General features: G+C 44.7%; 28 protein-coding genes and 1 pseudogene. 20 read left to right on the plus strand and 9 right to left on the minus strand.

The features are described 5' to 3' along the window. Positions 1-362 (plus strand): hypothetical protein (locus A3762_RS27805; RefSeq protein WP_197469402.1); only part of this gene is annotated, 362 nt, incomplete at its 5' end. A gap of 279 nt (positions 363-641) precedes the next feature. Continuing rightward, entirely contained in the window at positions 642-1,055 is a 414-nt protein-coding gene (locus A3762_RS19130) for a hypothetical protein (protein WP_156493597.1), read from the plus strand. Positions 1,056-1,136: 81 nt separating this feature from the next. Here A3762_RS19130 and A3762_RS19135 read toward each other — a convergent pair whose 3' ends face one another. The 4 genes from A3762_RS19135 to A3762_RS19150 form a co-directional block, all read right to left on the minus strand. Next, positions 1,137-1,661: a nucleoside 2-deoxyribosyltransferase gene (locus A3762_RS19135; protein ID WP_068473294.1), complete on the minus strand. Its 525-nt coding sequence runs from the start codon at positions 1,659-1,661 to the stop codon at positions 1,137-1,139. Positions 1,662-1,689: 28 nt separating this feature from the next. Further along, the gene (locus A3762_RS19140) at positions 1,690-2,361 is read right to left on the minus strand and encodes an energy-coupling factor ABC transporter permease (RefSeq protein ID WP_068473291.1); all 672 of its coding nucleotides are present in this window, start codon (positions 2,359-2,361) and stop codon (positions 1,690-1,692) included. A 108-nt stretch (positions 2,362-2,469) separates the two neighbouring features. Further along, complete coding sequence (locus A3762_RS19145) at positions 2,470-3,324, minus strand: CPBP family intramembrane glutamic endopeptidase (RefSeq protein WP_068473287.1); 855 nt, start codon at positions 3,322-3,324, stop codon at positions 2,470-2,472. Between the two features lie 27 nt (positions 3,325-3,351). Further along, a complete protein-coding gene (locus tag A3762_RS19150; RefSeq protein ID WP_068473284.1) occupies positions 3,352-3,876 on the minus strand; it encodes a DUF2165 family protein in 525 nt (174 codons plus the stop codon). Between the two features lie 232 nt (positions 3,877-4,108). Between A3762_RS19150 and A3762_RS19155 the strand changes: the two genes are divergently transcribed. Next, a complete protein-coding gene (locus tag A3762_RS19155) occupies positions 4,109-4,894 on the plus strand; it encodes a glucosaminidase domain-containing protein (RefSeq protein WP_068473282.1) in 786 nt (261 codons plus the stop codon). A 117-nt stretch (positions 4,895-5,011) separates the two neighbouring features. On the opposite strand, the gene A3762_RS19160 is transcribed toward A3762_RS19155, so the two are convergent. After that, positions 5,012-5,962: a polysaccharide deacetylase family protein gene (locus A3762_RS19160; protein WP_197469403.1), complete on the minus strand. Its 951-nt coding sequence runs from the start codon at positions 5,960-5,962 to the stop codon at positions 5,012-5,014. A gap of 271 nt (positions 5,963-6,233) precedes the next feature. Here A3762_RS19160 and A3762_RS19165 point away from each other — a divergent pair, with 271 nt between their 5' ends. The 4 genes and pseudogenes from A3762_RS19165 to A3762_RS19175 form a co-directional block, all read left to right on the plus strand. After that, positions 6,234-7,295 carry a CNNM domain-containing protein gene (locus A3762_RS19165; RefSeq protein ID WP_068473278.1) on the plus strand — a complete coding sequence of 354 codons (1,062 nt, stop codon included), beginning with the start codon at positions 6,234-6,236 and terminating at the stop codon, positions 7,293-7,295. A gap of 12 nt (positions 7,296-7,307) precedes the next feature. Then, positions 7,308-7,700, plus strand: a complete 393-nt coding sequence (locus tag A3762_RS19170; RefSeq protein WP_068473275.1) for a hypothetical protein — start codon at positions 7,308-7,310, stop codon at positions 7,698-7,700. A gap of 345 nt (positions 7,701-8,045) precedes the next feature. Beyond that, positions 8,046-8,318, plus strand: coding sequence for a hypothetical protein (locus A3762_RS27810; protein ID WP_197469404.1), 273 nt, complete (start codon positions 8,046-8,048; stop codon positions 8,316-8,318). A 93-nt stretch (positions 8,319-8,411) separates the two neighbouring features. Further along, positions 8,412-9,290: pseudogene (locus tag A3762_RS19175) on the plus strand (alginate export family protein); the annotation flags it as partial. An 81-nt stretch (positions 9,291-9,371) separates the two neighbouring features. Here the strand turns inward: A3762_RS19175 and A3762_RS19180 are convergent. After that, positions 9,372-9,812 (minus strand): hypothetical protein, encoded by a 441-nt coding sequence (locus A3762_RS19180; RefSeq protein ID WP_068757146.1) that lies wholly within the window; start codon positions 9,810-9,812, stop codon positions 9,372-9,374. 98 nt (positions 9,813-9,910) lie between these two features. Continuing rightward, entirely contained in the window at positions 9,911-10,369 is a 459-nt protein-coding gene (locus A3762_RS19185; RefSeq protein WP_068757037.1) for a thioredoxin domain-containing protein, read from the minus strand. A 173-nt stretch (positions 10,370-10,542) separates the two neighbouring features. Between A3762_RS19185 and A3762_RS19190 the strand changes: the two genes are divergently transcribed. Then, on the plus strand, positions 10,543-12,309 hold the full coding sequence (locus A3762_RS19190) for an acyl-CoA dehydrogenase (protein ID WP_068757148.1): 1,767 nt from the start codon (positions 10,543-10,545) through the stop codon (positions 12,307-12,309). A gap of 60 nt (positions 12,310-12,369) precedes the next feature. On the opposite strand, the gene A3762_RS19195 is transcribed toward A3762_RS19190, so the two are convergent. Then, positions 12,370-12,789: a YbhB/YbcL family Raf kinase inhibitor-like protein gene (locus A3762_RS19195; protein WP_197469406.1), complete on the minus strand. Its 420-nt coding sequence runs from the start codon at positions 12,787-12,789 to the stop codon at positions 12,370-12,372. 303 nt (positions 12,790-13,092) lie between these two features. Here A3762_RS19195 and A3762_RS19200 point away from each other — a divergent pair, with 303 nt between their 5' ends. Continuing rightward, positions 13,093-13,281 carry a hypothetical protein gene (locus A3762_RS19200; protein ID WP_068473259.1) on the plus strand — a complete coding sequence of 63 codons (189 nt, stop codon included), beginning with the start codon at positions 13,093-13,095 and terminating at the stop codon, positions 13,279-13,281. 101 nt (positions 13,282-13,382) lie between these two features. Continuing rightward, the gene (locus tag A3762_RS19205; protein WP_068757150.1) at positions 13,383-14,513 is read left to right on the plus strand and encodes a carboxylesterase; all 1,131 of its coding nucleotides are present in this window, start codon (positions 13,383-13,385) and stop codon (positions 14,511-14,513) included. 39 nt (positions 14,514-14,552) lie between these two features. Here A3762_RS19205 and A3762_RS19210 read toward each other — a convergent pair whose 3' ends face one another. Then, positions 14,553-15,659, minus strand: coding sequence for a glycerophosphodiester phosphodiesterase family protein (locus tag A3762_RS19210; protein ID WP_197469407.1), 1,107 nt, complete (start codon positions 15,657-15,659; stop codon positions 14,553-14,555). A gap of 570 nt (positions 15,660-16,229) precedes the next feature. On the opposite strand from A3762_RS19210, the gene A3762_RS19215 reads away from it, so the two are divergent. The 10 genes from A3762_RS19215 to A3762_RS19260 form a co-directional block, all read left to right on the plus strand. Continuing rightward, a complete protein-coding gene (locus A3762_RS19215) occupies positions 16,230-16,625 on the plus strand; it encodes a hypothetical protein (protein WP_156493598.1) in 396 nt (131 codons plus the stop codon). A 63-nt stretch (positions 16,626-16,688) separates the two neighbouring features. After that, positions 16,689-18,614 (plus strand): DNA polymerase III subunit gamma/tau, encoded by a 1,926-nt coding sequence (dnaX, locus tag A3762_RS19220; protein ID WP_068757154.1) that lies wholly within the window; start codon positions 16,689-16,691, stop codon positions 18,612-18,614. Positions 18,615-18,623: 9 nt separating this feature from the next. After that, positions 18,624-18,953, plus strand: a complete 330-nt coding sequence (locus tag A3762_RS19225) for a YbaB/EbfC family nucleoid-associated protein (RefSeq protein ID WP_068473244.1) — start codon at positions 18,624-18,626, stop codon at positions 18,951-18,953. A gap of 14 nt (positions 18,954-18,967) precedes the next feature. Further along, entirely contained in the window at positions 18,968-19,573 is a 606-nt protein-coding gene (gene recR, locus A3762_RS19230) for a recombination mediator RecR (protein WP_068473239.1), read from the plus strand. Next, the gene (rnd, locus tag A3762_RS19235) at positions 19,518-20,723 is read left to right on the plus strand and encodes a ribonuclease D (RefSeq protein WP_082869248.1); all 1,206 of its coding nucleotides are present in this window, start codon (positions 19,518-19,520) and stop codon (positions 20,721-20,723) included. The genes recR and rnd overlap by 56 nt, the downstream gene beginning before the upstream one ends. 47 nt (positions 20,724-20,770) lie before the next feature. Continuing rightward, positions 20,771-21,082: a YcgL domain-containing protein gene (locus A3762_RS19240; protein ID WP_068757158.1), complete on the plus strand. Its 312-nt coding sequence runs from the start codon at positions 20,771-20,773 to the stop codon at positions 21,080-21,082. Beyond that, positions 21,075-21,539, plus strand: coding sequence for a YcgN family cysteine cluster protein (locus A3762_RS19245; protein ID WP_068757160.1), 465 nt, complete (start codon positions 21,075-21,077; stop codon positions 21,537-21,539). Before A3762_RS19240 ends, A3762_RS19245 begins: the two co-directional genes overlap by 8 nt. Then, positions 21,539-21,889, plus strand: coding sequence for a hypothetical protein (locus A3762_RS19250; RefSeq protein ID WP_068473226.1), 351 nt, complete (start codon positions 21,539-21,541; stop codon positions 21,887-21,889). The genes A3762_RS19245 and A3762_RS19250 overlap by 1 nt, the downstream gene beginning before the upstream one ends. After that, positions 21,886-22,098, plus strand: coding sequence for a DUF1653 domain-containing protein (locus A3762_RS19255; protein WP_068473223.1), 213 nt, complete (start codon positions 21,886-21,888; stop codon positions 22,096-22,098). Before A3762_RS19250 ends, A3762_RS19255 begins: the two co-directional genes overlap by 4 nt. A 140-nt stretch (positions 22,099-22,238) precedes the next feature. Next, positions 22,239-24,244: vWA domain-containing protein (locus A3762_RS19260; protein ID WP_068757162.1), on the plus strand; the 2,006-nt coding region annotated here is incomplete at its 3' end.

Consider the following 24,244-nt stretch of genomic DNA (forward strand, 5'->3'; position numbering starts at 1 on the left):
TAAGTGGGTGTGTTCACTCACCAAAAAAACAAGAGCAGGGGTTTCGGTTTAATTCTGTAGAGGTGTTTAATCAAACGCGTAGCGATATTTTTAATATGAAAATTGAGGTGACCAAGTTTCATCGAAAGTTTGCATGTGGAATTATCTTACGTGATTCGCTTTGTATGAACGGTTTTCATCCTCGTGTGCTGCAAAGTAACGATGTTGTGATTAGCTGGGATCAAGACGGGCAGCATTACGAAATAGGCCCGATTCGTCTACAAATGCCTGAAGATTATAATCCGAACACTACTCATGCCATTCAATTTATATTCATCGATCATCATCGTGTAGAAATGGCATTCCCTGAGTCTCGCTATTAATTGGGACTTTTGTGTCGCGCGCCATGCCTCGTATTAGGGCGCGTTTTACTCTTTTCTACATACTTACATTTCTTCGTATACAGACCTTTTTTGTATTGAACTACGATTTTTTATACAAAATTTTGCATGTGAAAAATCTTCGTCTAGGCTAGGAATATCAACGGCTTACAAGTGTTTCTTGACTGCTTTTATGTGGTGCGGGAGACGTATTTTGCGCACATTGATGGTGCGCTACGTAAAGCCAAAAATCTAGATTGTCTACGTATTAAAGGAGTAGTTATGAACGATCGTAGTTGGATGTTGAACCCCTCAGCCATCACTGCTGCACGCAACTGTATTCACCTCGTGCAGGACGAACTCGGCGTGAAGTTAAAGCTATCTCACCCGCAGTTTATTGAGATGTTACAAGAGTATGCCGAGCTGACTGACTCAGAAGAATTAAACGAGAGCTTAGCGACACTTCTTCAATATGCTGATGGCGATGTGCCTACTTTAAATAGTCAGCAAGACAAGGCTGTTGCCAGACGTGATGCTCGCCCTGCTAAAGCAGCTAGTCAGGCTCAAGCTCAAATGGCTCACAACGCTACAGGACAAGGCGAACTGGTCGAGTACCGTGGAAAATTCTATCCAATGTACAATGCCCAAGGCTTGAAGTTCCAAGGCTTGTATCGCGGTCAGGCTCGATATAGTTAATCACTGAGAGGTCTATGTGGTGCGAGATAATAGTAAGAGCGGTGAGATCGCTTACCGCTCTTTGTACCCTGTTCCACTGATCTAGCTAAGATACTCGGATTGTTGTTCTGACTGCGCTCTTTCGAGTGCGCATTGAAAGGCTTTCAAAGCAGCCTTGTCGTCTCGGTCATCGATGCAATCAATGGGTGCAGAACAGCCGATCATTAAGTTGTCGATATATCCAAAATCCTCGATAGACATGCCGTCTTGTAAGAAATGTGGGAAGTCCTCACTGATTCTTTGCTTGAGCTCACGACTGTCAGAGCTATAGCAGAATACTTTTTTGCCTGCTTTCCGCGCATAGCCAATCTCAAACGCTGTTCCTAAGTCACAACTGGGTCCTCTAAACGGGGTGATATTTGCCATCACAATATGGCATCGGTCAATCATATCGATGTTTGCTTGAAATATGTCTGGGGCAGGATCGGCACGTTTAATCTCGTTATCAAGAGGGAAGAGTGGAGTGAACCCAGCATCGTGACAGAGCTGTTTTTTTATTTCGCCAGAATCATCTTGAAAGAAAACATCTGGGCCAGCTAAATAAATAGTCGAGCGTTCTTGCGTCATTTATTCAAATCGTTGAGAGCGGGTGAACTTATGAGTGTTTACTAAGATAGCGGTTCTGGTCAAACAATCTTACCCACTCGGGATGGTTAAAAATCAAAATACTAATGAGCATGCCGTTGATCGTTGCTTCTGGTGCCGCGATGAGTGGAATAAACACCCAAAATTCATTCGTTATTTGCTCAAAGCTGTAGATGCTTTGACTCCATAGAATAAGCGTCATCATAAGCCCGCTTGTAATCACTGACGCGGCCGCTCCGAGAAAAGCAACTAAGAAGATGAACGAGAAAGGGTGTGTAGACTTGCTGCGGTCGTGTGCGAGCCAAACACAATAGTTTGTGAGTAAGGGGATTAGTACTGATACCAACATGTTGATACCAAAGCCTTCAGGGGACTCAAGCCCCAATACAATGGTTCCTGAGATCGCTAATGCCGCCACCCATATTGCTAGTTGCCACCCCATTAGCAGGTGCACAACTGTAATCAAAAAGAAATGGATTCCTAGACCATCGGAAATGCCAGCTCTTAAGGACCAGATAAACATAAGAGCGACAGTACAAAAGCCAATAACATGCTGAACACGTGTGTCGTGAAATATGGCTTTCCAATGAATAAAGAAAAGTGCGAGCGCTAAGGCTACAAAAGCCAGAATGTTGGTGAACCAAATAAAACCATTACTAAACAAGTCAGCACTGATGTTCATAATGCTAATCCTACTCGCAGACCGATGCTGAAACTGTTACGTTTTATTCAGCAAAGTGTACCACTCTAGATAGCGCGGAGTATTTTCATTGCTCCTCTATTACGATAGCTATCTTCGGATTTGACGGTTTGCTTGCCAATATTGCATCAATAAGAATGTGCCAAAAATAGGCTTAGCAATTAGCGCGATGGCCAATGAGGCCGTGGTGACGAGGGATGCCCCTGTGTGTGATTCCGGCATCAATGCAACGACTTTTCCTAGTAGCAAGACACTAAAATCCCAACTTCCATGAACAAGAATAGGAGGCCATATACTCGCGGTCATGAGTCTGAGCGCGCCAAGCAGAAGCCCTGATGAAAATGCGCTTAGCACTTGATAGCTTGTTTCTACAAACGGTTTACCATGCACCCAGTTTGCATAATGCGCTAAGCCAAATACGAGCGCGGCAAGCGCAACGGCCTTGATCTCACCGAATGTTTGATGGATGCCACTTTGGAGCACACCTCTGAACAAGAGTTCTTCGAACATACCAATCAGAAGTGTCATGAGCGCGAGAAGGGCAAGTTGTTGAACAGGAAAGTTATTAAATAGTGTGTCGGTGAGATCAGCAGATTCGGCCTGAGAAATCGCTGCAAATAAAACTAATCCGGGAAAGCACATGGCTATCCATATATATTTTCTGCGTTCGCTAATACTGCTTCTAGCACCAATGTGTCGCCATTGACTGAAGAAACTGATCACAAGGGCAATACTGGTAACGAGAAAAATCTCAAATGGAAGCTGCTTAATAATCTCAGATGCGTCGTTCAGTCCTTTTCCTTTGCCAAAGGAATGTGAGCTGAATAAACCTGGTACGATCAATATGAGCAAATATATAAATACGATAAAGCCTGCAAATAATGCAGGCTTTTGGTCGTATGCCTTTATGCCTTTCGAACGAAATGATGAGTCAGTGGTAGGCATAGATTAGGTTAATAGAGTTCGTAGAGATTAGTTGGACGTCTCTTCCCACTCTCTTGGAGATGGAAGCAATATATAAATGGCGGCGATTAAGATGAATGTCGCAAAGGTGTAAGCTTTCATTTGGCCATTCCATTGATTTGCCCACATTTGAAACCATTCAGCGCCGACAACACCGAACCCAAAATACCATACCAATACTGCGATAGTTGCACTCAACACAAATAATGCTTGTCCTGTATGGAACTGAGAACCACCATGGTTGGTATTCTTTAGCATCAGAAAAGCGGCTGCCACGCCTAATATTCCAGCGCTCAGTTCTGCAGCAATAATGGCCCAATAGCCAAGTGTTTTTAAGGTGCTTGACTCGATGGCGCGAGATTTAAGTTCCTCGCCGGCAAACCAAGCTTCCATTGTATCCATGGATAAGACGTGTTCGACAAACTGATAGTTGGTGTTGTAATCGACAATATTGTTATAGCCGACCAAGAAACAAAATATTCCAATAGCCGCGGCAACACAGCCTTTAGATAAACGATGGATTTTGTGTAGCATGAAAATTCACCTATTCTCTGTTGATTGGCGCTAAGTATAGAAAGGAATTTCGACTTTGCTGAATCGATAGCAGTGCTCTGTATAAGTTTCTGGATTAATAATGCTCATCATTATGCTGTAGATTATCGAGATAAATCTGTCATCATCACAGGTAATGTTAAGATTGAGGTTCGACTTTTGAGTGTTGTGAATCCTCACTCTACGATTATTCAGCTAGTAAGATGGAATCTTAATGCGACAGCTAATCGATAAAATTTCTTTCTTTTACGGACTTATCGCCCTCAGTGTTCTCTGGTTAGTGCTTGCCTTTTTTATGGGTGATGAAACTCTCGATGCGCCCAGCATAGTAAGCTCTCCTGTCCCAGACTTCTCCAGCTATAAGAATGTAAAAGAAAAGAAAGACGCGTTTTTTTCTTACTTCTTACCTATTGTGGAACAAGAAAATGTTCGTTTGGAAAAACTACGTAGCGATATTCAAACCGAAAAGAGTCAAACAGAGCTTGAGCAGCTTGCCAAAAAATACCGCTTAGAGATTAGCTCTCCGATTACTGCGCCAGAGAAAGAGCAATTGCTGTCTCGGATCGATCAAATTCCCTCATCGTTAGTGTTAGCGCAAGCAGCGATTGAATCCGCCTGGGGAACATCTCGGTTCGCGACTCAAGGGAATAATTATTTTGGTCAATGGTGTTTTACCAAAGGCTGCGGTTTAGTTCCTTCCGCTCGCAATGATGGGGCGATTCATGAAGTGCGTGTGTTTGACTCGCCAACAGACTCTGTTCATGCGTATTTTAGAAATATTAATTCCCATCCAACCTACGCTCAGCTGAGAGATTTACGTGCGCAAGCACGCGCAAATGGCGAGCCCATTCACGGCTGTGTGCTTGCCGAGGGGTTGTCGAGATATTCAGAACGTGGTCAGCATTATATTGATGAGATTCGACAAATGATTCGCGTAAACAAACTCACTCCGCATAGTTTGGCACCGTGCAGAGCCGGGCCTAAGCAAGGGGCTGAGTAAAAGTGCTCTTGAGCAGAAGTGCTGAGTATTAAAATCGCTACTCTAGAACGTGTTTCCTGTATGGCTGTATAGCTGTGTGGCTAGGCAGTGGTGATAAAAATCTCATCACGCTAGTGCTTATTCCTTGTACCACTCACCATTCGCTTTCGGTCTAATCCAAGCGTGCGAATACCAGTAATATCTGCCTTTTTCGGATGATGGTGCTGTGCAGTTAATGCGTGAACGGCCAACGGGGAGAGTAAGTTCTTGCTGAACGATGATACTGTTTTCTTCTTGCTTGATGGATACTGCATCACCCTCAAAAAAGCACGAAATACCTGCATACTTCCTATCAAATTCAAATCTTAAGCCTTTGCTTATACTGGGTTGTCGAACGATCTTTTGATTCGGAATGACCTTACTCGCATGTAGCGGCAAACTTGCGAGTTTTAACTTAAATTGTTTCATCGCACCGAAACGGTTGGTCATCGGGAATCGCGGTAATGCTGTTAGATCATGAGCATTGCCCACGGCGCCAGATTGCTGTCCAAAACTTACATAGCCGAGTTCTTGTGAGAGGCTTTGCACTTCTTGTGTATATTCCCCATAGGGATAAGCTAGCAGTTTGCTCGTATTAGGAATGTTTTGATCAATGATTTTCTCTGCGCGCAAGATATCTTCACGTAAACGAGCACGCCAATCCTCGTTTGTTTCGCCTTCTTGTTTACGAACGAGATGCAAATGGGTATGGGTGTGATTAGCAATGGTGGCGCCAAATTGCGTGACTTCTTTTAACTGATCCCACGTCATAAACAATTGATTGTTCTTTTTAATCGCTTGGGTGGCGACAAAGATCGTAAATGGCATATTCCGCTTTTTTAGTGCCGGAAAGGCCGAGCGATAAACTGACTCATAAGCATCATCAAACGTAATCGAGACCACTTTATCTGGGATGGTGCTTCCTTGCTGAAGATGCTGTACGAGTTTTGGGAGAGGCCAAACAGAAAAGCCTTGCTGCTCTATATGTTCTAAGTGTTGATCGAATAGCTGTGGACTGATACTCGTGCTCGGAGGCGTTTTGTCACTCACGTGATGATATTGCAGGATGACTGCTGATTGAGCCGTGAACGCTGATGATAAAAGTATTAGGCATATGAACAAACGGATGAAAAACATAGCTTGGTCTCGTGAAGCGTCGCAATGTGAAATGCTGAATCGATAGCACATACACTACACTGTTTTGAGCGCTTTGGCCTTGTGTTAATTAGATTAGCATCCATTCACTTAGAATAGTGGAATTGGCATAGTTGATTGTGTTGCAATTTGCTACATTAGAGCCTCAAGTGCTTGGAAAAAATACATGACCCTATTATTACTCTATCTTGCGATCGCGATTGGCGTATCGTTCTTATGCTCTATCTTAGAAGCTGTTCTCTTATCGATTACCCCTAGCTACAGCGAAACTATTCAATCAGAGAAGCCAAAACTGGGCGCTAAAATTGCCGAAGTTCGGACTAAACTAGACGAATCTCTTTCCAGTATTCTGATCTTAAATACCTTTGCGCATACGATGGGCGCAGCGGGGGTTGGGTCTCAAGCTGTTCAGGTTTATGGTGCCGAGTGGGAAACACTGATTGCGGTGTTACTCACCTTAGCTATTTTGTATTTTTCTGAGATTATTCCTAAGACATTGGGCGCGACCTATTGGCGGCAACTTGCTGTGCCGGCGTCTTTTACTATCTCTTGGTTAGTGAAAATTGTGTTCCCGCTAGTGTGGCTGTCGACGCGCTTGACCAAGTTATTCAGTAAAGACAAAGACAATGTGATTACGCGTGATGAAATTTTAGCGCTTGCCTCACTTGGCCAAAAAGACGGCACGATTGTCTCGCAAGAGAATGAATACTTATCAAATCTACTTCATCTTCGAGAAGTGGCGACGGAAGAAATTTTAACGCCTCGCAGTGTTGTGCATATGCTTCCTGCGGTCACCACCATTCAAGAAGCTTTGGATGATCCGCAAACAAGGCAATTTACACGTATACCTGTTTACGACGAGCATGTTGATGATGTGATTGGTCAGGTGATTCGTGCCGATCTATATGAAGCTGAACGCCAAGGCAAGGGTAGCGAGAGTATTGTCTCCGTTATTAAACCGTTGAGCCGTGTGTCCGATCGCTTACCTGTTCAAAAGCTCCTCGATACGTTCATTAAGAAGCGCGCACATTTGTTTTTGGTGACAGATGAGTTTGGCCAGAACGAAGGGGTTGTGTCTTTAGAAGATGCCATTGAAACTTTGCTAGGGCGAGAGATCATGGACGAGACGGACGCCGTTGAAGATATGCAGGCGCTTGCTCGTTCAAATCATCGCGAGAAGTTGCGAGAGACAAAAGCGCAAAGCGATGCGCCAGAGTCAAACGTCTAGGAGGTACATGCTGTGTCGAATGTTGCGAATGTACCAAGTGGTAAGTTAGAGAAGCTCGTTTTTGTCGCTTACTTATTACATTTCTTTAGCGCCTTTAATGGTTTGCTGTCTCCAGCACTTATCGTCACAGCTTTTCTCACCGGTTGGCCCTCTATTATTGCCTTGATCATCTGTTATGTGTGGCGTGATGAAGCTGCCGGTACATATTTAGATAGCCACTTTACTTGGCTCATACGCACCTTTTGGTTTGCCCTGTTATGTCTGGTAGTTGGCTTCATCTTAGTGTTTACAATTATTGGTGCGGTGATCGGTATTCCCATGTTGTTGATTTTAGGTCTTTGGGTTCTGTACCGATTATTGCGCGGCGTGCTTCGTTTGAATGCACGCTTGGGCATGTTGTTCTAAAAGGGTGAGCTACAAGCGCACTTAAATGCATCAAGGCCGCATTTTGCTTACATCGTGATTGAGCAAAAAGTGAACTTTTCTTGTTTTTCTCTATTAAATCCTAAAAAAATGGATTCATTTCTTAGTTGGTCTGAACTTTGCAGGATCAGACGTGTGCTGCCATGGAGGTAGCCGCGTAAAGCGCTTGTAAGCGCAGGCAAAGAAGCCCAAACCATTATTCAGCTTAATTGCTGCCTAATGCTTTTTTTGTGCCTGAATTTCTGAGTTGATCAACGCCCCCGTAGAAGTTGCGATTGCGTTAGCTGAAGGCTAATGCCCCATTTTTTTATCGTAGAGGAAGTAAATATGCGTTCTAAGAAAACACTAAAATCTTTTAGCCCAAAAAACATTCTTGCAACAGCGGTTGCCTTGGGATCTTGTTCGATGTCAGCACAGGCTTATGCAGCCGCAGAAACGGTTGCGGATGCCTTAGCATCCGGCACAGCTTACGGCGATCTTCGTTTACGTTATGAAACGGTTGATCAAGACAACGCGCTAAAGGACGCAAGTGCATTAACCCTTAGAACACGTTTGGGTTATAAGACAGCCGAATACTCAGGCTCCTCAGGGTTGGTTTAATTTGAAGATTCGCGCGTGGTTGCAGGTGTGGGTGAGTACAACAACGGCATTGGAAAAAATACGGGTGTTTAATCAGTTGTTGCCGACCCTGAAACCACTGAATTGGATCAAGCATTTTTGAAATATGGTGCCGGCAAGACAAGTGTCACGGTGGGTCGCCAGGTGATTGCTTTAGATAATCATCGTTTTGTTGGTCATGTCGGCAGGCGTCAGGATCGACAAACCTTTGATGGTGTTCGAGTTCTATCTGCATTAACAGATGCACTGGCTGCAGAATACGCTTATTTGAGTAAACGAAACCGTATTTTTGCTGAAGACAAAGATGTGGATGCGAAAGATCACTTGTTTAATGTCAGCTATAAGACTCGCCTTGGAAAGGTTTCTGCCTATGCGTATTTGCTAGAAGTTGATCAAGACGCAGAAAATGGTATCGATACCTACGGTGTTCGTTTCGCGGGCAAAAAAGAAATTTCTGAAGGTACAACTTTACTTTATAGCGCTGAACTAGCAACACAGGAATCAGAGTCAGCGACAACCTCCTATGACGCAGAGTACTTGGCACTCGAGTTAGGTGCCGCTGTGAAAGGAATTACCGCGAAACTAGGCTACGAACAATTGGGATCTGATGAAGGAATGTATGGTTTCTCAACCCCTCTCGCGACTGGCCATAAATTCAATGGCTGGACCGATCAATTTCTTGGAACGCCAAACCAAGGTCTAGTAGATACCTATGTATCTGTCAGCACAAAGCTAGCAGGCTTTAAGTTAGCTGCGACTTACCATGATTTTTCTGCGGATGAGAGCACTGCAGGAGTTGATGACTTCGGAAGCGAGCTTGATTTGTTGCTCGCGAAGAAGTTCAACAAAACCTATTCTGCTGGGTTTAAGTACGGTATGTACTCAGCGGGTGATGCTGGCACTAACAAAGTTGATACAGATAAAGCTTGGTTGTGGTTAGGTGCGAAGTTCTAATTAGTTGAGCTCCCTTAGCTAATTTTGCCGCCAATGTATTTCTGATACTTGGCGGCTTTTTTAGTTGGTTCGATCGTTTTGCTAAATAGCCGCATCTAGCAGCAAGAATCCTTCGCGTCCTGCGACAAAGATGACAGAGCACCACGCGAACGTAATGATTGTGATTTCAAGCAGAATTGAACGGCGGCTTTGCTTAAAGCGTCGGGCAATCACTGCATAGGTCGGTATGCCGATTAGAATTGGCGCAAGCACCGCTGATCCTCGTTTTCCGTACCTCTTCCAGATTCTAAGCACCTTTCTTAGATGCTTGTTGAATCCTTTTCGTTTCGACTGAAGTTTTTTTACCCACAAGTCAGTCAAAAACAACACGCTCACCGAAGATGATAGTGCAGCACCTAGATTGAATAAAAGCATCTCGATATAACTAAAACCGCTGCCCGCAGCAATGAGTGGGCCTAGGTAGGTTTTCCACAGACTTAAAAAGTACATGGTCGCAGCTTGCAGAAAATACGTGTCATCCATTTGTTCGCACTACTATTTATTTTGCGTTGATTGTGCGCGACTCTTTAATCAGCAGCAAGGCAAGAATGGTTTTTATGCGATTCAGTTGTACCTCAGCCTTATCGTCTCGTAAGTTGATTAAAGGCGACTCGAAGATCCTCTTTAGAAGTAATGCCGTGCAGAGTATTCGTTAGTCTTCCGTGCTTGTTGAATAGCAATAGCGTTGTCTTAGGAGCTTGGTATTTGCCAGCGAAAGTTTTGCCTTTCTTGTTGGCGAGGTTAGCAATTTTGAATTGTATGTCCTCGTCATACTCGGATTGGAGTGCATCTACGTTGCGCTTTAGTTGTGCGCAATTTCGGCAGTTTGGATCATGCACTTGAACCACAGTCGCTGTGCCATTGCCGATCACGGAAAGATCCTGCGTTATCTGAATTACGTGACTATAGGCTGCTAAGCAAACGCCAAGAAAGGCTGCGAATACAGCGCTAATTTCAAGTTTTTTCAGGGTCTTAGGTGCAATTTTTTTACGTTTTACCTTTTGAGTTTTAGTAGTAGATGATTTCCCATGGCGTGCCATGATGCCTCCAGTGCGATTCTTTGCTGCTGAAAAAGACAGGGCTCTTGTGACATTCACGGTATAAAAAAGTTCATTCCAGTAAGGGATCTGGGCATGTCATCTTATGCCGTGATACATTCGTATAGTTAATCTTCGATCACAACAACAAACAGATTAAGCGGTAGCGACTTTCCATGATTATTAATCAAGATACTTTGAACTTCCTTCTTTATGACGTGTTTCAAGCAGAGGCCCTTACTGAGTTAGATGCCTACAAAGACCATGATCGTAGTACCTTTGATGGTGTTATCGATACGTCGCTTAAAATCGCACAAGACTACTTCTTACCGCACAACGCGAAGGCTGACGCAAATGAGCCAAGCTTTGATGGTGAAAGCGTATCGACCATTCCTGAGGTGAAAGAAGCGTGGAAGCATTTTACTGAAGCTGGATTGATTAATGCGCGTCATCGATTTGATGAGGGTGGAATGCAGCTGCCTGCGTTGGTGCATTCAGCATGCATGGGTTTGTTTACAGGCGCGAATCCGAGCACGGCTGGTTATCCATTCTTAACGAGTGCGGCATCGAATCTTATTCATGCGTTTGGGAGCGAAACCCAAAAAAGCTTGTATCTAGATGGAATGTTCTCTGGACGATTTGCTGGAACCATGGCTTTAACGGAACCGAATGTTGGTTCGAGTCTGGGAGATCTGACAACAAAAGCCACACCTCAAGACGATGGCAGTTATCGCTTGAAAGGTCAGAAGATGTATATCTCTGGTGGCGATCAAGATATCACCGAAAATATTATTCACTTGGTGCTCGCGCGCGTCGAGGAAGCTCCTCAAGGCGTGAAAGGGATAAGCTTATTTATTTGCCCGAAGTTTCTACTCAATGATGATGGCTCTTTGGGTAAACGCAATGATGTCATGTTGGCCGGTTTACTGCACAAAATGGGCTATCGAGGCACGACATCAACGGTGCTGAATTTTGGTGAGAAAGATGACTGTACTGCCTTCTTGATTGGTGAAGAGGGGAAAGGGCTTTCGTACATGTTCAAGATGATGAATGAGGCCAGAATTGGCGTAGGTCTTGGTGCAGCAATGATCGGTTATCGCGGTTATCTCGAGTCTTTGGCTTTCGCTAAAGACCGACCACAAGGCAGAAAACCTTCAAATCGAGACACTACAAGTGCCCCAGTGAATATTGTTGAGCATGCTGATGTGAAACGTATGTTGTTGGCTCAGAAAGTCTATGTAGAAGGTTCCTTAGCACTGTGTTTGTTTGCGTCTAAATTGGTGGATGAACATGAGGCCGGTGGAGACGAAAATGCACTTGTGTTGCTAGATTTACTGACTCCGGTTGTGAAAAGCTACCCCTCTACTTATGGATGTAAAGCGAATGAATTAGCGATCCAAGTTTTGGGCGGCTCTGGCTATATTCGCGAGTATCCCGTTGAACAGTGCTACCGTGATAATCGGCTTAATCCTATCCATGAAGGCACACATGGTATTCAATCACTTGATTTGCTTGGTCGTAAACTATGGCAAAAACAAGGGCTTGGGCAGCAATTGCTCATGCAGCGAGTTCAGGCGACTTTAGCCAGAGTCAAAAAACATGAGCGCTTAGCTGATTTGGCTGAGCAATACAGCACTGCATTGAAAACATTTATCGAAACGACTACTGCTTTAGGTATGGCTCTGCAGCAAGGTCGAATTGATGAGGCCTTAGCTAATTCTGCCTTATACCTTGATGTGATGGGGAGAATGGTCGTCGGTTGGTTGTGGTTAGACATGGCCTGTGCAGCATTAGAGTCGGATCGCGATGAAGCTTTTGTTTCGGGGAAATTACAAGCAGCACGTTATTTTATTCGTTGGGAACTTCCTGAAATTAATCATTTAAGCGAGTTGCTGAAAGGCTTTGATCAGACTTGCGCAGAAATGGAAGTTGACTGGTTCTAATGATCAGTTGATGAATGAAAAGGGGAGGTGACTCCCCTTTTTTGTGGGTGGAAATTGTTTCTAACGCGCGTAATAGGCAACCGTCGATGCCTTTTGAATAGTCGCTGCATTGATTAAATATCCTACAAGGTTCGGTGGTGTATTCTCGTCAACGTCTAAAGTTTCGGTGTTGAGCGCATAAACGGTAAATAAGTCTTGGTGTGGTCTATCGCCTTCAGGAGGGCAGGCGCCGCCATAGCCTATAGCACCGAAGCTTGTTTTGATTTGGATGCTACTTTTTGGCGCTAATTTAGCGTCGGTTTTACCTGCATTTTCTGGCAACGCTGTTGTTTCCGAAGGAATGTTGACCACAAGCCAGTGCCACCAACCTCCATCTGTGGGTGCATCTTTGTCGTACATGGTTATTGCAAAGCTTTTTGTTCCTTCAAGTGCATTCTCCCAGTTCAGGTGAGATGTTTTTTCCCGAACAGCCAAAACCATTAAATATATGTTTCATCGCTAGCTGACCTTGAGCAGAGTCAGAACTAAGCGTGAGCCCTTGTGCTGATGCGGTTCCAACTAATAGTAGAACGCTGAACATAAGAAATATTGATTTCATTGTGAGTCCTTTTGATGGGGGTGGTGGGCAAGTATAGTTCTAGTTTCCTGCTGTGCCTTTTATAAATTGTTCGATTCTTTTTAGTTGAGCTTGCTGACAACCTTTGCGTTAGAGCCCTCCTTATCGGTAAACTCTGCAGTACATAAAAACACAGCTAATAATCTTCAAGTAAAAGGAAAGAATAGATGTTGAAAAATACGCTAGCAGCCGCTTCGGGTTTGTTGTTGACTGCGCCGGCATTTGCGCACCCAGGACATGATCATGCACATTGGTTGAGCGATCCTATCCACCTACTTACTGCCTTAGCGATTGCGGCTGTTGCTGTGACTGGTGTTGTTGTCGCTAAGCGTAAAAAAGCAAAGCTGGATAAGTAAAATCCTGAAGGGCGCGGATTATTTCTTGATTATCTGCGCTCATGCTCTTAACTCTCTCCTTCTTCTGATTCGACATCGTGTTCCTTAAGCATAGCCTTGCGATGATGTTACTCACGGTGCTTGTGAGTTGCATACAAGTTCCTCAGTCTCCGTCCTTTGCGGTGTCGCCTGATAGACCACCAACGCAATATATAAGTTTTCAAGACTACTTGACGCAAACCAAGGCATACTTAACTCAAAATCGTGCGTTTATTTCAGATGATCCTGCGCGTGAGATAGAAGTAAACATGCCTTTTGAATTACGGCCATCTACTGAGGCAAGAACCAAGAGAGCGATATTGCTGGTGCACGGCTTGGGCGATTCGCCATACTCTTTTATTGATCTAGCGCCGATTCTTGCGGAGCAAGGTTTTGTCGTAAGAACAATTTTATTAGCAGGTCATGGAACGCGTCCGGCTGACTTGTTGTGGGCAAGCGAACGCGATTGGCAAAAGAGCATTGATCAACATGCAGCTTTGCTCAAAAAAGAATTCGACGAAGTGTGGCTGGGTGGTCTTTCTACTGGTGCAAATCTAGTGACTAGCGTTGCTTTTGAAGATGAAAGCATTAATGGTTTATTGCTTTATGCGCCAGCATTTCACCCTACCAGTAATCTGGTTCGCTTCTCTTCTTTTGCCTCTTATTTTATTGATTGGGTGGACATTGACCCTGAAGAAAATATCGCGCGGTATGATTCGCTGACGGCTCAGGCTGCTGCGTCCTATTATGCAACTGTTGAGTCGTTGAACGATGAACTAGCGCGACATACGTTCGATCGACCTGCTATGTTGATTCTTAGTGAGGCGGACAGCGTGGTAGATAGCCAAGCTGTGGCAAATACCTTTCATGAAAAATTTACTTACGAAGATAGTCGGCTAATTTGGTTTGGAGAGCCTCTACAGATTAATGATGCTCGAGTTCATGTCCTAAATGCAAAGGTGCCAGAAATGCGCGTTAGCTCAATATCACACATGAGACCTTTGTTTTCTCCTATGAACCCTTATTACGGTGAGAAAGGCGAGTATCGGCATTGTAATAACGGCCAAGGGGTGGAAGTTTCATTGTGCCAAAACGCAACGCAAGTGTGGTACTCGGCATACGGTTATCAGGAAGCAGGTAAGCTTCATGCTCGCTTGACCTTTAATCCTCATTTTAATGAGACGAAAAGTCAGCTCTCTGATTTTTTGAGATAGTGTGCTGCTAGCCGGTTCTCCAGCAGCACATATACGAGATTACAAATTCATGCAGTTCGCATAGTAGGTCGTTGTTGCTGGCCAGTCTGAAAAAATACCGATGATGCCAACGTCTTTCGCTAGCACATCGAGCACTTCATACATGTCTCCGTCAGTATCAATGACGTCAGGATTACCAGTGCTGCCGTTCGTTGTTTGGTAGTACCAACCACCATTGTTTTTCAGCAGTCCAGATCGCTCAATCGTCCAAGTGATAAGGTCTAATCCTGCTTGTTTGGCATTCATTGCATAGTCAGACGGGATAATTTCGCCATGCGCGTTAACCTCGAGCAACATCCACATCGGAGGGGCGAGTACATTGACGCCATCAGCTACCCAAGACTCCATTTCAGCAAGGCTGACGTTCATGTCATATCGTCCATCAAGATAGACCGCTTGTTTGCCAAAGTGAGGGTGTTGCTGTATCCAGTATGTCACGTCATCATAATTAAATGATTGAGGCCATACTCGTCGCGGTGAGATGCCTGCAGCTTGATATTCTTCAATCAATTGTGACGCATAGTCTTGCTGTGTGTAATCGCCTTCGAATGGCATCTCCACTTGAGGAGATTTTAGTTCTGGCGTGAAATCGACGCCTAGTTCTTTAAAGAGTTGAATACTTTCGGCATGTGTCAGCAATGTACCGCGACCGCTGTATCCGTCTGTTCTCCAACTAGCTGTGGCATCCATATATTCATCAATACTTGTTGCTGCTAGGTTGGCCGCGTCCATTTTGCCTTCAAGTGATTTGAACTCGGCAACAGTGATGTCACTAGCACAGCATCTAATGTCTGATGCATTAATAAGTTCACCTTCTGAATTGAATTCCGGCGCAACAGAGCACTTCTGGGCGAGTGGCGTTGCAAGAATGTTTGTTGTTGTGTGGAGATCACATTGCGCATGACGACACACTAGCGCGCGATCTTTTGTAAAGGTGACATCACATTCCATGATACCAGCGCCCATTTTAGCCGCTGCGATATAAGACTCTTTAGTATGTTCGGGAAATTGCATGGGGGCGCCGCGATGTCCGATCGAGAAGTTGCTTGGCGCAAATGGGCCCGACTTACAACTTTGAAGCTTTCGTTTTAATTTGCTGTCAGTCATATCTTCAACCAGAAAGAACGGCCGAGGTCCAAGCTGAACTTTTGTTAGTCTTTTAGCGATGCGCGATTCTTTTTGATGAAGTTTTCGTTCTGTTTTATGAAGTTTGTGTTCTGTTTTATGAAGTTTGTGTTCTGTTTTATGAAGTTTGTGTTCTAGTTTTTTTATCGTTTTTGATTCAGCGTGATGGCTTGATTTGTATGTATTTGAGTTGTGTGCGCTTACATTGAATGACACGCATATAGTGAGAAGTATTAATATTATCCGCATGATTTCCTCCTGTCGTTTTTATAAAGCCAGCAAAGGTGTGGCGGCTTCTAAAGTATTTGGAGAAAAAGTCATTTTTGAGTCGTTTTTTTGAATGTAATGGGTCTTTTTTGTTGCAGTCACTGTCATAAATTTTAGAACGTCTCTACTCACGTGCGTGATAACTGGCGGCCTCGATTTTGTTTGTACAAGATTTCTTTTCGAATGCGCAATATTGACTATATTCCATATTCAATTTTGAACAGAGGTTTTGGATTTATGTCAGATTCTTTATTGGTATAGCAGCTTACCTTAGAGGTGTTGGGCGTGCACCGTCACTTAGAGCGTTTAAAAGAAAGCTTCGGCGTGATCACTGATTGGGAGGCCAGAGCTTGGATGATTCTTCAGTTTTTGAATGAGCAGGGTAAGTGCCGGATGAATACCTTGCTCCAAGAACAGCATTTATTGCAATCTTATGCGCATCACCTTTTGAACGAGCTCATAGCAGCGGAGGCCATCATAAGCGATGAGCATTATCCAGAAATTCATGCACACTATGAAATTACGTCTTCAGGCAAAGCCGCATTGCAAAGATTAAGAGAGGCGATGCAGCCAGGTTTTGAGCAATTTGATGAGGATTTCGATACAGAAAAGCTACGTGTAGCTGTAGACACATTAAAAACGTATCGACATCGCTTAGAGTGTATCAAGCTTGATGACTAAGCTCTGTTTCTAAGGCTCATGAGCGTGTAAGATAGAGAGAATTTCACTCGTCTTAATTATCTCATGAGTTATCAGGTTCTCGCTCGAAAGTGGCGACCGAAAAATTTTAAGCAAATGGTTGGGCAAGAACACGTCTTGCAGGCCTTAATCCATGCTTTAGAATCGCAGCGACTTCACCACGCTTATTTGTTTACCGGCACTAGAGGTGTCGGTAAAACGACTATTGCACGGATTCTTGCACGTTGCTTAAGTTGTGAACGAGGCATTACCTCAGAGCCTTGTGGCGAGTGCGGAGCTTGTACGTCAATCGAGCAAGGGCGTTATGTTGATCTTATCGAGATCGATGCGGCTTCGCGAACCAAAGTCGAAGACATGCGAGAGCTTCTTGAGAATGTTCAGTACGCGCCAACTGAAGGGCGTTTTAAGATCTATCTGATCGACGAAGTACACATGCTGTCGACGCATAGTTTTAATGCCTTGCTGAAAACTCTGGAAGAACCGCCAGAGCATGTGAAATTCTTATTTGCGACCACCGATCCTCAAAAATTACCGATTACGATCCTATCACGTTGCCTTCAGTTCAATCTGAAGAATATGACGCCGGAAAGAATCGTTCATCACTTGAAGTTTGTTTTATCACAAGAGCAAGTCAGTGCCGAAGATGCCGCATTATGGGCGATAGCTCGGGGTGCTGATGGCAGTATGCGTGATGCCTTGAGTCTGACGGATCAGGCTATCGCCTATACCCAAGGTCAGTTAGGTGAAACCGCCGTGAGTGCCATGCTTGGTACAGTGGACCAGAAGAAGGTGTATCGTTTACTCGACATGCTTGTAGCGCGTGATGCAAAAGCAATGCTAGGCGTTGTAGCTGAGCTAGCAGAATTTGCGCCCGATTACGCCTCAGTGCTTGAGGTCTTGGTTTCGGTGTTTCACAGAGTTGCCATTGAACAGGCAGTAGCTGGTGCAACGGATAATAGCCAAGGCGATCAGGAGCGTATCACCTTTTATGCGCAAAACTTAAGTGCAGAAGATGTGCAGCTTTACTATCAAATTGCGCTAGTGGCGAGAAAAGACTTAGCGATTTCACCGGACGCGCGCTCAGGGTTCGAAATGGCTTTGTTACGCATGATGGCATTTTGCATGGCACCACCTACTAAGCCGGTGACGCAGGCACTAGCGCCTGAGGTTTCAACGACACATGCGCCGCCAGCTCATGAAGTTCAGGGTGAGATTGAAACTGCTTCAAGTGAAGCCGATGTGAGTGATCAAACGAGTGTACAGCCAGAGCCTCTGACAGTGAATTCTGAAGTAGCAGAAATGCAGCAGGAATCAGAGCAGACTTCAGAGCCGCAAATAGAACCGCAAAACGATGTTGCCGCAGCGCCTGTTGAGCAAGTTCCTGCATATATGAACGAAGCTCCGCCATTGCAAGATGAACATCCTGCACCTGCAATAGATAATCAGCAAAGCTTGGTTGAAGAGCCTGTCGAAGCAATGATTGAAGCTGCGCCTATGCCATCTGAGATCAACTCAACTGTTGATACGCAAGCGAACGAGAGTCAAAAAAAAACACCTAAGTTCGATGACTCTCAAGACTTAGATAGCATGAGCTGGCCGCGTCAGGCCATTAGACTTGGTTTGACAGGCATGACTCAAAACCTACTTATGAATATGGTGAAGCGTATTCATGGTGAGGTTATGGAATTAGATGTCGAAACTGGGCATTTTAGAATTTTAAACGACACGCATAAGAAGAAAATCGTGCAAGCATTGAAGGATGCGCTTGCTTGGAATGGTGCGATTGAGTTCAAGGATGGTGTCGATGCAGGACAAGAAACGCCAGCAATGTGGCGTGAACGAATGCGTGAAGAGCAACTTATAGAGGCGAAGCAAAAATTGCACGCCGATGAAAACGTAAAACAGTTAATCGCTGAGTTTGATGGCCGTCTTATCGAAGATAGCGTCGTAGCGCTCGGCACCATTGAATAGGAGAAGAGTATGTTCGGTGGAAAAAATATGAATGACATAATGAAGCAAGCTCAAAAAATGCAGGAGCAGCTTCAGAAGCAGCAAGAAGACATGGCTAACGCAGAAGTGGTTGGCGAGTCAGGCGCTGGTATGGTCAAAGTTACAATGAATGGTCGCCATGATGTTAAGAATGTGGAACTAGACCCGGGTGTGATGACCGAAGACAAAGAGTTTTTAGAAGACTTGTTGGCTGCTGCGGTTAATGATGCTGTGCGTAAAATTGAAGAGAAGAATCAGCAAGCAATGTCTGGTTTAGCTTCAGGAATGGGAATGCCACCAGGATTTAAGATGCCTTTCTAGGCGGAAAATATACGATGAAGTTTGGTGTAACCATTGATGAATTGATCGACGCACTGCGCGTTTTGCCTGGCGTCGGTCAGAAGTCTGCACAGCGCATGGCGCTCGACTTATTAGAACGCAAACGTGATGGCGGAGTGCGCTTATCGAAAGCTTTGTCAGAGGCGATGCACAAAGTGCAGCGCTGTGAAAAGTGTCGGAACTTTACAGAGCAAGATGTCTGTGAAATTTGTCGTGATACGCGTCGAGATGACAGCCTGCTTTGTGTTGTTGAGTCGCCAAGTGATTTACTTGCGATAGAACAATCACAGCAATATGCCGGAAAGTATTTTGTTTTAGGAGGCAGTTTGTCGCCAATTGATGGGCGAGGTCCAGAAGAAATTGGTATCGGACAATTCGTTTCTTATCTTGACCAAATTCAGGTCTCTGAAGTGATTCTTGCGACGAACCCAACCGTAGAGGGAGAGGCGACAGCGCACTATATTTCTGAAATTCTGAAAAACAGAGGTATTCTAGCGACACGTCTAGCGCATGGGATTCCGCTTGGTGGCGAATTAGGTTTTGTGGATGGCGGTACGCTTGGCCACGCATTTTCTGGAAGGAAGCCGCTTAGCGATGGTTGATGAAACGCAGTTGCGCGCCCTTGAAGAAATAGATTTTACATGGGTGGATAGCGATACAAAGCTCACTGAGTGTGTTGAGTCTTGGTTGCAAGAGCCCTATATCATTCTTGATACTGAATTTGAGCGTAGCACTACTTTTTACGCGAAACCTGGCCTCATTCAAATTGCGGCATCGGGGTTAACCTATCTTATTGATCCTCTAAGTTTGACGAGTTTGAAACCTCTCGCTGCAGTGCTTGAAAGTGATGAAGTGGTCATCGTTCTGCACTCTATGAGCGAGGATATTGATCTGCTCTCTTATGCCTGCGATTGTCATATCTCTAATGCGTTTGACACGCAGATAGCGAATGCATTTTTAGGCAATGGCTCCTCGGTAGGGTATCAACGTCTGGTGGAAGCCGAGCTTGATATCGCACTTGATAAAGGCGAGACACGTTCTGATTGGTTGAAAAGACCCTTAAGTTCAAAACAGCTTCAGTATGCAGCTGCCGACGTGTATTACTTGGAAACTATCTACAAGAATTTGTTAGAGAGGCTTATTAAAAGCCCTTGGCAGTCTGCTGTAGAGGAAGATTGCGCGCGTCAGGTCGAGTCGATTGAATCGGCAATGGCGGATCCACAAAACGCATATTTAAAGCTGAGAGGGGCGTGGGATTTACCTTTACCAAAGCAAGCTCTTTTGCAAAAGCTAGTGTGCTGGCGCGATGAAATGGCTGTTGGTAAGAATCTTCCTAAAAGTTGGGTGTTCGGAGACGCTAGTCTGATTGAGATGGCGCGTACCCGTCCGACTGCGCAAAATTCTCTGTTTTCCTTGCCCAAAGTGAAGCCAAAGTCGGTAAAGCGTTTTGGTCTTGATGCAATTGCTTTGATTTCTAACGAGCAAGAAGTTGTTCCTGAAGGGTTTACGCCAATAGCGAAACCCATTAAAGGAAAAGAACTAGAGTTTTATAAGAAGATGAAATCGCTTGTAGCAAAGCAAGCCGCGACGGCAAATATAGACCCAGCCTTGATTGCGGGCAGAAAACAGATCGAGGCATGGGTGATTCACTATTGGCGTGATCAAAATCCAGATCTCCCTGATCTTATTAATGGCTGGCGTTCTGACTTAATAGGTCAGCCACTTACCGAATTGGCTGCAACAGTGCTATGAGTTCTGTTTAGTTTTCTATTTATCTACGATTGATGACGAGTAATTGAATGACTTCTTATACAAATGCGACAAAACGTTTTTGCTCTGTTTATAAAAGCAGCAAGCGTGCTGAAATGTATTTATATGTTGATCGTTCACAGGATGTGAGTAAGTTGCCAGAAGCTTTGATGCAAGCTTTTGGTGCGCCAACTAAAGTTTTGGATTTGATTTTGACGCCGGAAAAAGAACTGGCGAGAGCTGACGCGTCAACGGTATTAGAGGCGATTGCGGAAAAAGAATTTTATTTGCAAATGCCGCCAGTTGACTCCGAATCTGCGGAAAATTTGGCGATGGCTCCGCGCGACTCTTTAAATGGCTAATTCGGATTTAACACAGCCTTTTTGGGAGCGAAAAACGCTCACTCAAATGACGTCTAGCGAGTGGGAAAGCTTGTGTGACGGCTGTGCTAAGTGTTGCTTACATAAGCTTCAAGATGACGAGACAGACGAGGTGTTTTATACATCTGTCGCGTGTCGAAAGTTAGATCTTGAAACTTGTCGGTGTACTGTCTATCGAGATAGGTTAAAGCATGTTCCAGAATGTTTGGATCTGATTCAGGAAGACTTGGACGCGCTTGATTGGCTGCCGAGTTCATGTGCATATCGTATGGTATCAGAAGGTCGTGGTTTGGCGTCTTGGCACCCTCTAGTAAGTGGTGATGCTGATTCGGTGCATAAAAAAGGGATGTCAGCGCTTGGTCGAGTGGTGTCGGAAGATACTGTTGCGGAAGAAGAGCTTGAACTGTACATTATTGAAGAATTCTCTACGGAAAAATAGTGTTGATTGATTTACCTTCTTACATTGTAGCCTGGCTTGTTTATTTGCTCTCAAGTGTTGGTTTGCTGATTGTTGTTTGGCGTATGACACGAAATTGGACATGGCGTCGCACGCGTCGCGTTACTCGAATTGTTATCGCAGTAACCCTTTTAACGCCCATGAATATCATCGCAAATGGTTTATGGCTTGCGCCGGCCTTTTTAGTTGCTGCCTATGCGCTGGCTCAAAATCAATTGGATATTGTTCAACAATCGTTTTCGGTCATGGGGGCGGCGGTTGGTTTTATGGTGCTGATGGTGCTGTTAGAGTCTGTCGCGCGACGCTTATTAGGTATGAGGTACGGTGAATGATTCGTCCGGGAATTTATGAGCATTACAAAGGCCAACGCTACGAAGTCATTGGTTTGGCTCGACACTCAGAAACAGAAGAAGAGCTTGTTGTATACCGAGCTTTATATGGGGAGCATGGATTATGGGTGCGACCTTATGCAATGTTTGCTGAGGATGTCGAGTTAGACGGAGTACGTCGACCTCGCTTTCAATACCTTACTCAAAAGTAATTATAATCTGTTCATAAAAGTCTGAATACTTTAGTCTTTACTTGTGCTTACGCGTTGTTCTTATAGTATTTTCTGCTATACCTAAAGTTATTTCCTGAATTTTATTTTTGACTCCGCGAGGAGCAGTTAGGGTGGCTTTAATGTTTTTTTTGCGTCTGCGAAAAGTGCGTCAATACGCAGCAGTAGCGTTTTCCAGTCTCTTAATTCTTTCTTCGGGGTATGCGTTTGCTGACTCAAGCGTGCAGCCGGATGTTCGATTAATTATCGATATATCTGGCAGTATGAAGAAAAATGATCCGAAAAATCTTCGTGTTCCTGCCGTCAACTTGCTTACTGAATTGGTTCCTGAGGGGAGTCAGGCAGGTGTTTGGACCTTTGGTCAGTGGGTCAACAATCTCGTGAAATACCAGGCTGTGGATGCTGATTGGCGTGCCATGGCAAAAACGAAAGCTAATGAAATCAACTCTGTTGCACTGCATACAAATATAGGAAAAGCGCTTGAGACCGCATCAGCGGACCTAGAGGCAGATAGCAGCAATACTCACTTTATTCTTCTGACCGATGGTATGGTCGACATTGACAAAGATCCTGCAAAAAATACAGCAGAACGTGAGCGTATTCTGGGCGAAGTGCTTAACCGAATTGCCGAGTCTGACGCAAAAATTCATGCAGTCGCGTTATCTAGTAATGCGGATAAAACACTCATGGATAAGCTAGCTGTAAAAACAGGCGGCCAGTCGGCCTTAGCTGAAACCTCTGACGATCTTAATCGTGTCTTTTTGCAGGCCTTTGATAAAGCGGTTCCACAAGAGCAAGTGCCAATTGAAGGGAATGCTTTTGTTATAGATTCGAGTATTGAAGAATTTACTGCTTTGGTCTTTACCAACTCTGATTCTAAGCCGGTTCGCTTAATTGCGCCTGGTATGGAAGAGTTTGACGCTAACAGTGCGAGTGAAGAGGTGCGTTGGTACAAGGACTCGGGTTACGAATTGATAACCGTCACGCAGCCTGATGAGGGAGAGTGGGTGATTGACGCGGACGTTGGTCCGGATAGCCGTGTCACGATTGTGAGCAATTTGCAGATGGATGTCCCGACATTGCCAAGTAACGTATTTGCAGGCGATGTATTGGATGTTAATGCCAGCTTCTTCGATGAGGGTAAATTAATCATCGATAGCGACTTTCTGTCCATTTTAGAGGTCGATTTGAGCGTTACTGATGAAGTAGGGCAATCAGGCAGTCGAGCCATGAAACTCGGTGCTGACAGTGTGTTTAGAGATCAAATCTCTAAATTGAAAAACGAAGGTACTTATATTGTCGCTGTTGATGTTGATGGAAAAACATTTAAGCGACGGTTTGAACAAACAGTGACCTTGCGTCCTCCATTTGATTTTGAATTGTCTGTGGTTGGGGGTGAGCAACCCATGCATAGGCTAGTGGTTAGCGCTTTATCGACTGATATATTGTTGGAAGAGACTAGTGTGTTTGCAAAGGTGAAATCTCCTGATGGTAATAGCTTAATCAAAGCTGTCGAACGAATTGGAGATGAAGCGCGCTGGGCGATCAATATCATGCCCGAAGCGGGTGATGGCGTTTATAAGTTGGCGGTGAAAGTGAGAGGCGTCAATGAAGCTGGGGAGCCTATTAATTTAAAACCTAAAGTATTCGAAGTGGCTTTCCCTATTCCAATGGGCGAAGCGAATAAAATCATCGCAGTTGAAGAAGAAGCTGTCGAGCCGGTTGAAGGGCTTGATGAGCCAGGCGAGACTGTCGAACCTGAGCAGAGCATTGCACCAGACTTGAGTGAAGAATCAACTAAATTGGCTGATTTTACGCATGGTATGGAGGATGAAAAAAGTAATGAAATGCTGTGGGCGGCTATTGCAGCGGGTGTCGCATCGATTGTCGCATTACTCGGTACCTTGATTTACTTCGTGCGTAAGAAAAAAGCAGCGCAAGAGCCGGAAGAAGAAATTATCTCTGATGAAGTGATGGACGAGTTAAACGACACTTCTGCAGAAGAATTGTCATTTGAGCCAGAACCAGAACCAGAGCCAGAGCCAGAGCCAGAACCTGAACCNGAACCGGAGCCAGAGCCAGAACCTGAACCGGAGCCAGATGCAGATGACCTGGATTTAGATGATAT

This window comes from Oleiphilus sp. HI0125 (assembly GCF_001635355.1).

Excerpts from the sequence above, each read along its gene's own strand:
- A3762_RS19130 (WP_156493597.1), top strand. The coding sequence starts at position 642 with ATGAACGATCGTAGTTGGATGTTGAACCCCTCAGCCATCACTGCTGCA.
- A3762_RS19135 (WP_068473294.1), bottom strand. The coding sequence starts at position 1,661 with ATGACGCAAGAACGCTCGACTATTTATTTAGCTGGCCCAGATGTTTTC.
- A3762_RS19140 (WP_068473291.1), bottom strand. The coding sequence starts at position 2,361 with ATGAACATCAGTGCTGACTTGTTTAGTAATGGTTTTATTTGGTTCACC.
- A3762_RS19145 (WP_068473287.1), bottom strand. The coding sequence starts at position 3,324 with ATGCCTACCACTGACTCATCATTTCGTTCGAAAGGCATAAAGGCATAC.
- A3762_RS19150 (WP_068473284.1), bottom strand. The coding sequence starts at position 3,876 with ATGCTACACAAAATCCATCGTTTATCTAAAGGCTGTGTTGCCGCGGCT.
- A3762_RS19155 (WP_068473282.1), top strand. The coding sequence starts at position 4,109 with ATGCGACAGCTAATCGATAAAATTTCTTTCTTTTACGGACTTATCGCC.
- A3762_RS19165 (WP_068473278.1), top strand. The coding sequence starts at position 6,234 with ATGACCCTATTATTACTCTATCTTGCGATCGCGATTGGCGTATCGTTC.
- A3762_RS27810 (WP_197469404.1), top strand. The coding sequence starts at position 8,046 with ATGCGTTCTAAGAAAACACTAAAATCTTTTAGCCCAAAAAACATTCTT.
- A3762_RS19180 (WP_068757146.1), bottom strand. The coding sequence starts at position 9,812 with ATGGATGACACGTATTTTCTGCAAGCTGCGACCATGTACTTTTTAAGT.
- A3762_RS19185 (WP_068757037.1), bottom strand. The coding sequence starts at position 10,369 with ATGGCACGCCATGGGAAATCATCTACTACTAAAACTCAAAAGGTAAAA.
- A3762_RS19190 (WP_068757148.1), top strand. The coding sequence starts at position 10,543 with ATGATTATTAATCAAGATACTTTGAACTTCCTTCTTTATGACGTGTTT.
- A3762_RS19195 (WP_197469406.1), bottom strand. The coding sequence starts at position 12,789 with ATGGTTTTGGCTGTTCGGGAAAAAACATCTCACCTGAACTGGGAGAAT.
- A3762_RS19200 (WP_068473259.1), top strand. The coding sequence starts at position 13,093 with ATGTTGAAAAATACGCTAGCAGCCGCTTCGGGTTTGTTGTTGACTGCG.
- A3762_RS19205 (WP_068757150.1), top strand. The coding sequence starts at position 13,383 with ATGATGTTACTCACGGTGCTTGTGAGTTGCATACAAGTTCCTCAGTCT.
- A3762_RS19210 (WP_197469407.1), bottom strand. The coding sequence starts at position 15,659 with ATGACTGACAGCAAATTAAAACGAAAGCTTCAAAGTTGTAAGTCGGGC.
- dnaX (WP_068757154.1), top strand. The coding sequence starts at position 16,689 with ATGAGTTATCAGGTTCTCGCTCGAAAGTGGCGACCGAAAAATTTTAAG.
- A3762_RS19225 (WP_068473244.1), top strand. The coding sequence starts at position 18,624 with ATGTTCGGTGGAAAAAATATGAATGACATAATGAAGCAAGCTCAAAAA.
- recR (WP_068473239.1), top strand. The coding sequence starts at position 18,968 with ATGAAGTTTGGTGTAACCATTGATGAATTGATCGACGCACTGCGCGTT.
- rnd (WP_082869248.1), top strand. The coding sequence starts at position 19,518 with ATGGCGGTACGCTTGGCCACGCATTTTCTGGAAGGAAGCCGCTTAGCG.
- A3762_RS19240 (WP_068757158.1), top strand. The coding sequence starts at position 20,771 with ATGACTTCTTATACAAATGCGACAAAACGTTTTTGCTCTGTTTATAAA.
- A3762_RS19245 (WP_068757160.1), top strand. The coding sequence starts at position 21,075 with ATGGCTAATTCGGATTTAACACAGCCTTTTTGGGAGCGAAAAACGCTC.
- A3762_RS19255 (WP_068473223.1), top strand. The coding sequence starts at position 21,886 with ATGATTCGTCCGGGAATTTATGAGCATTACAAAGGCCAACGCTACGAA.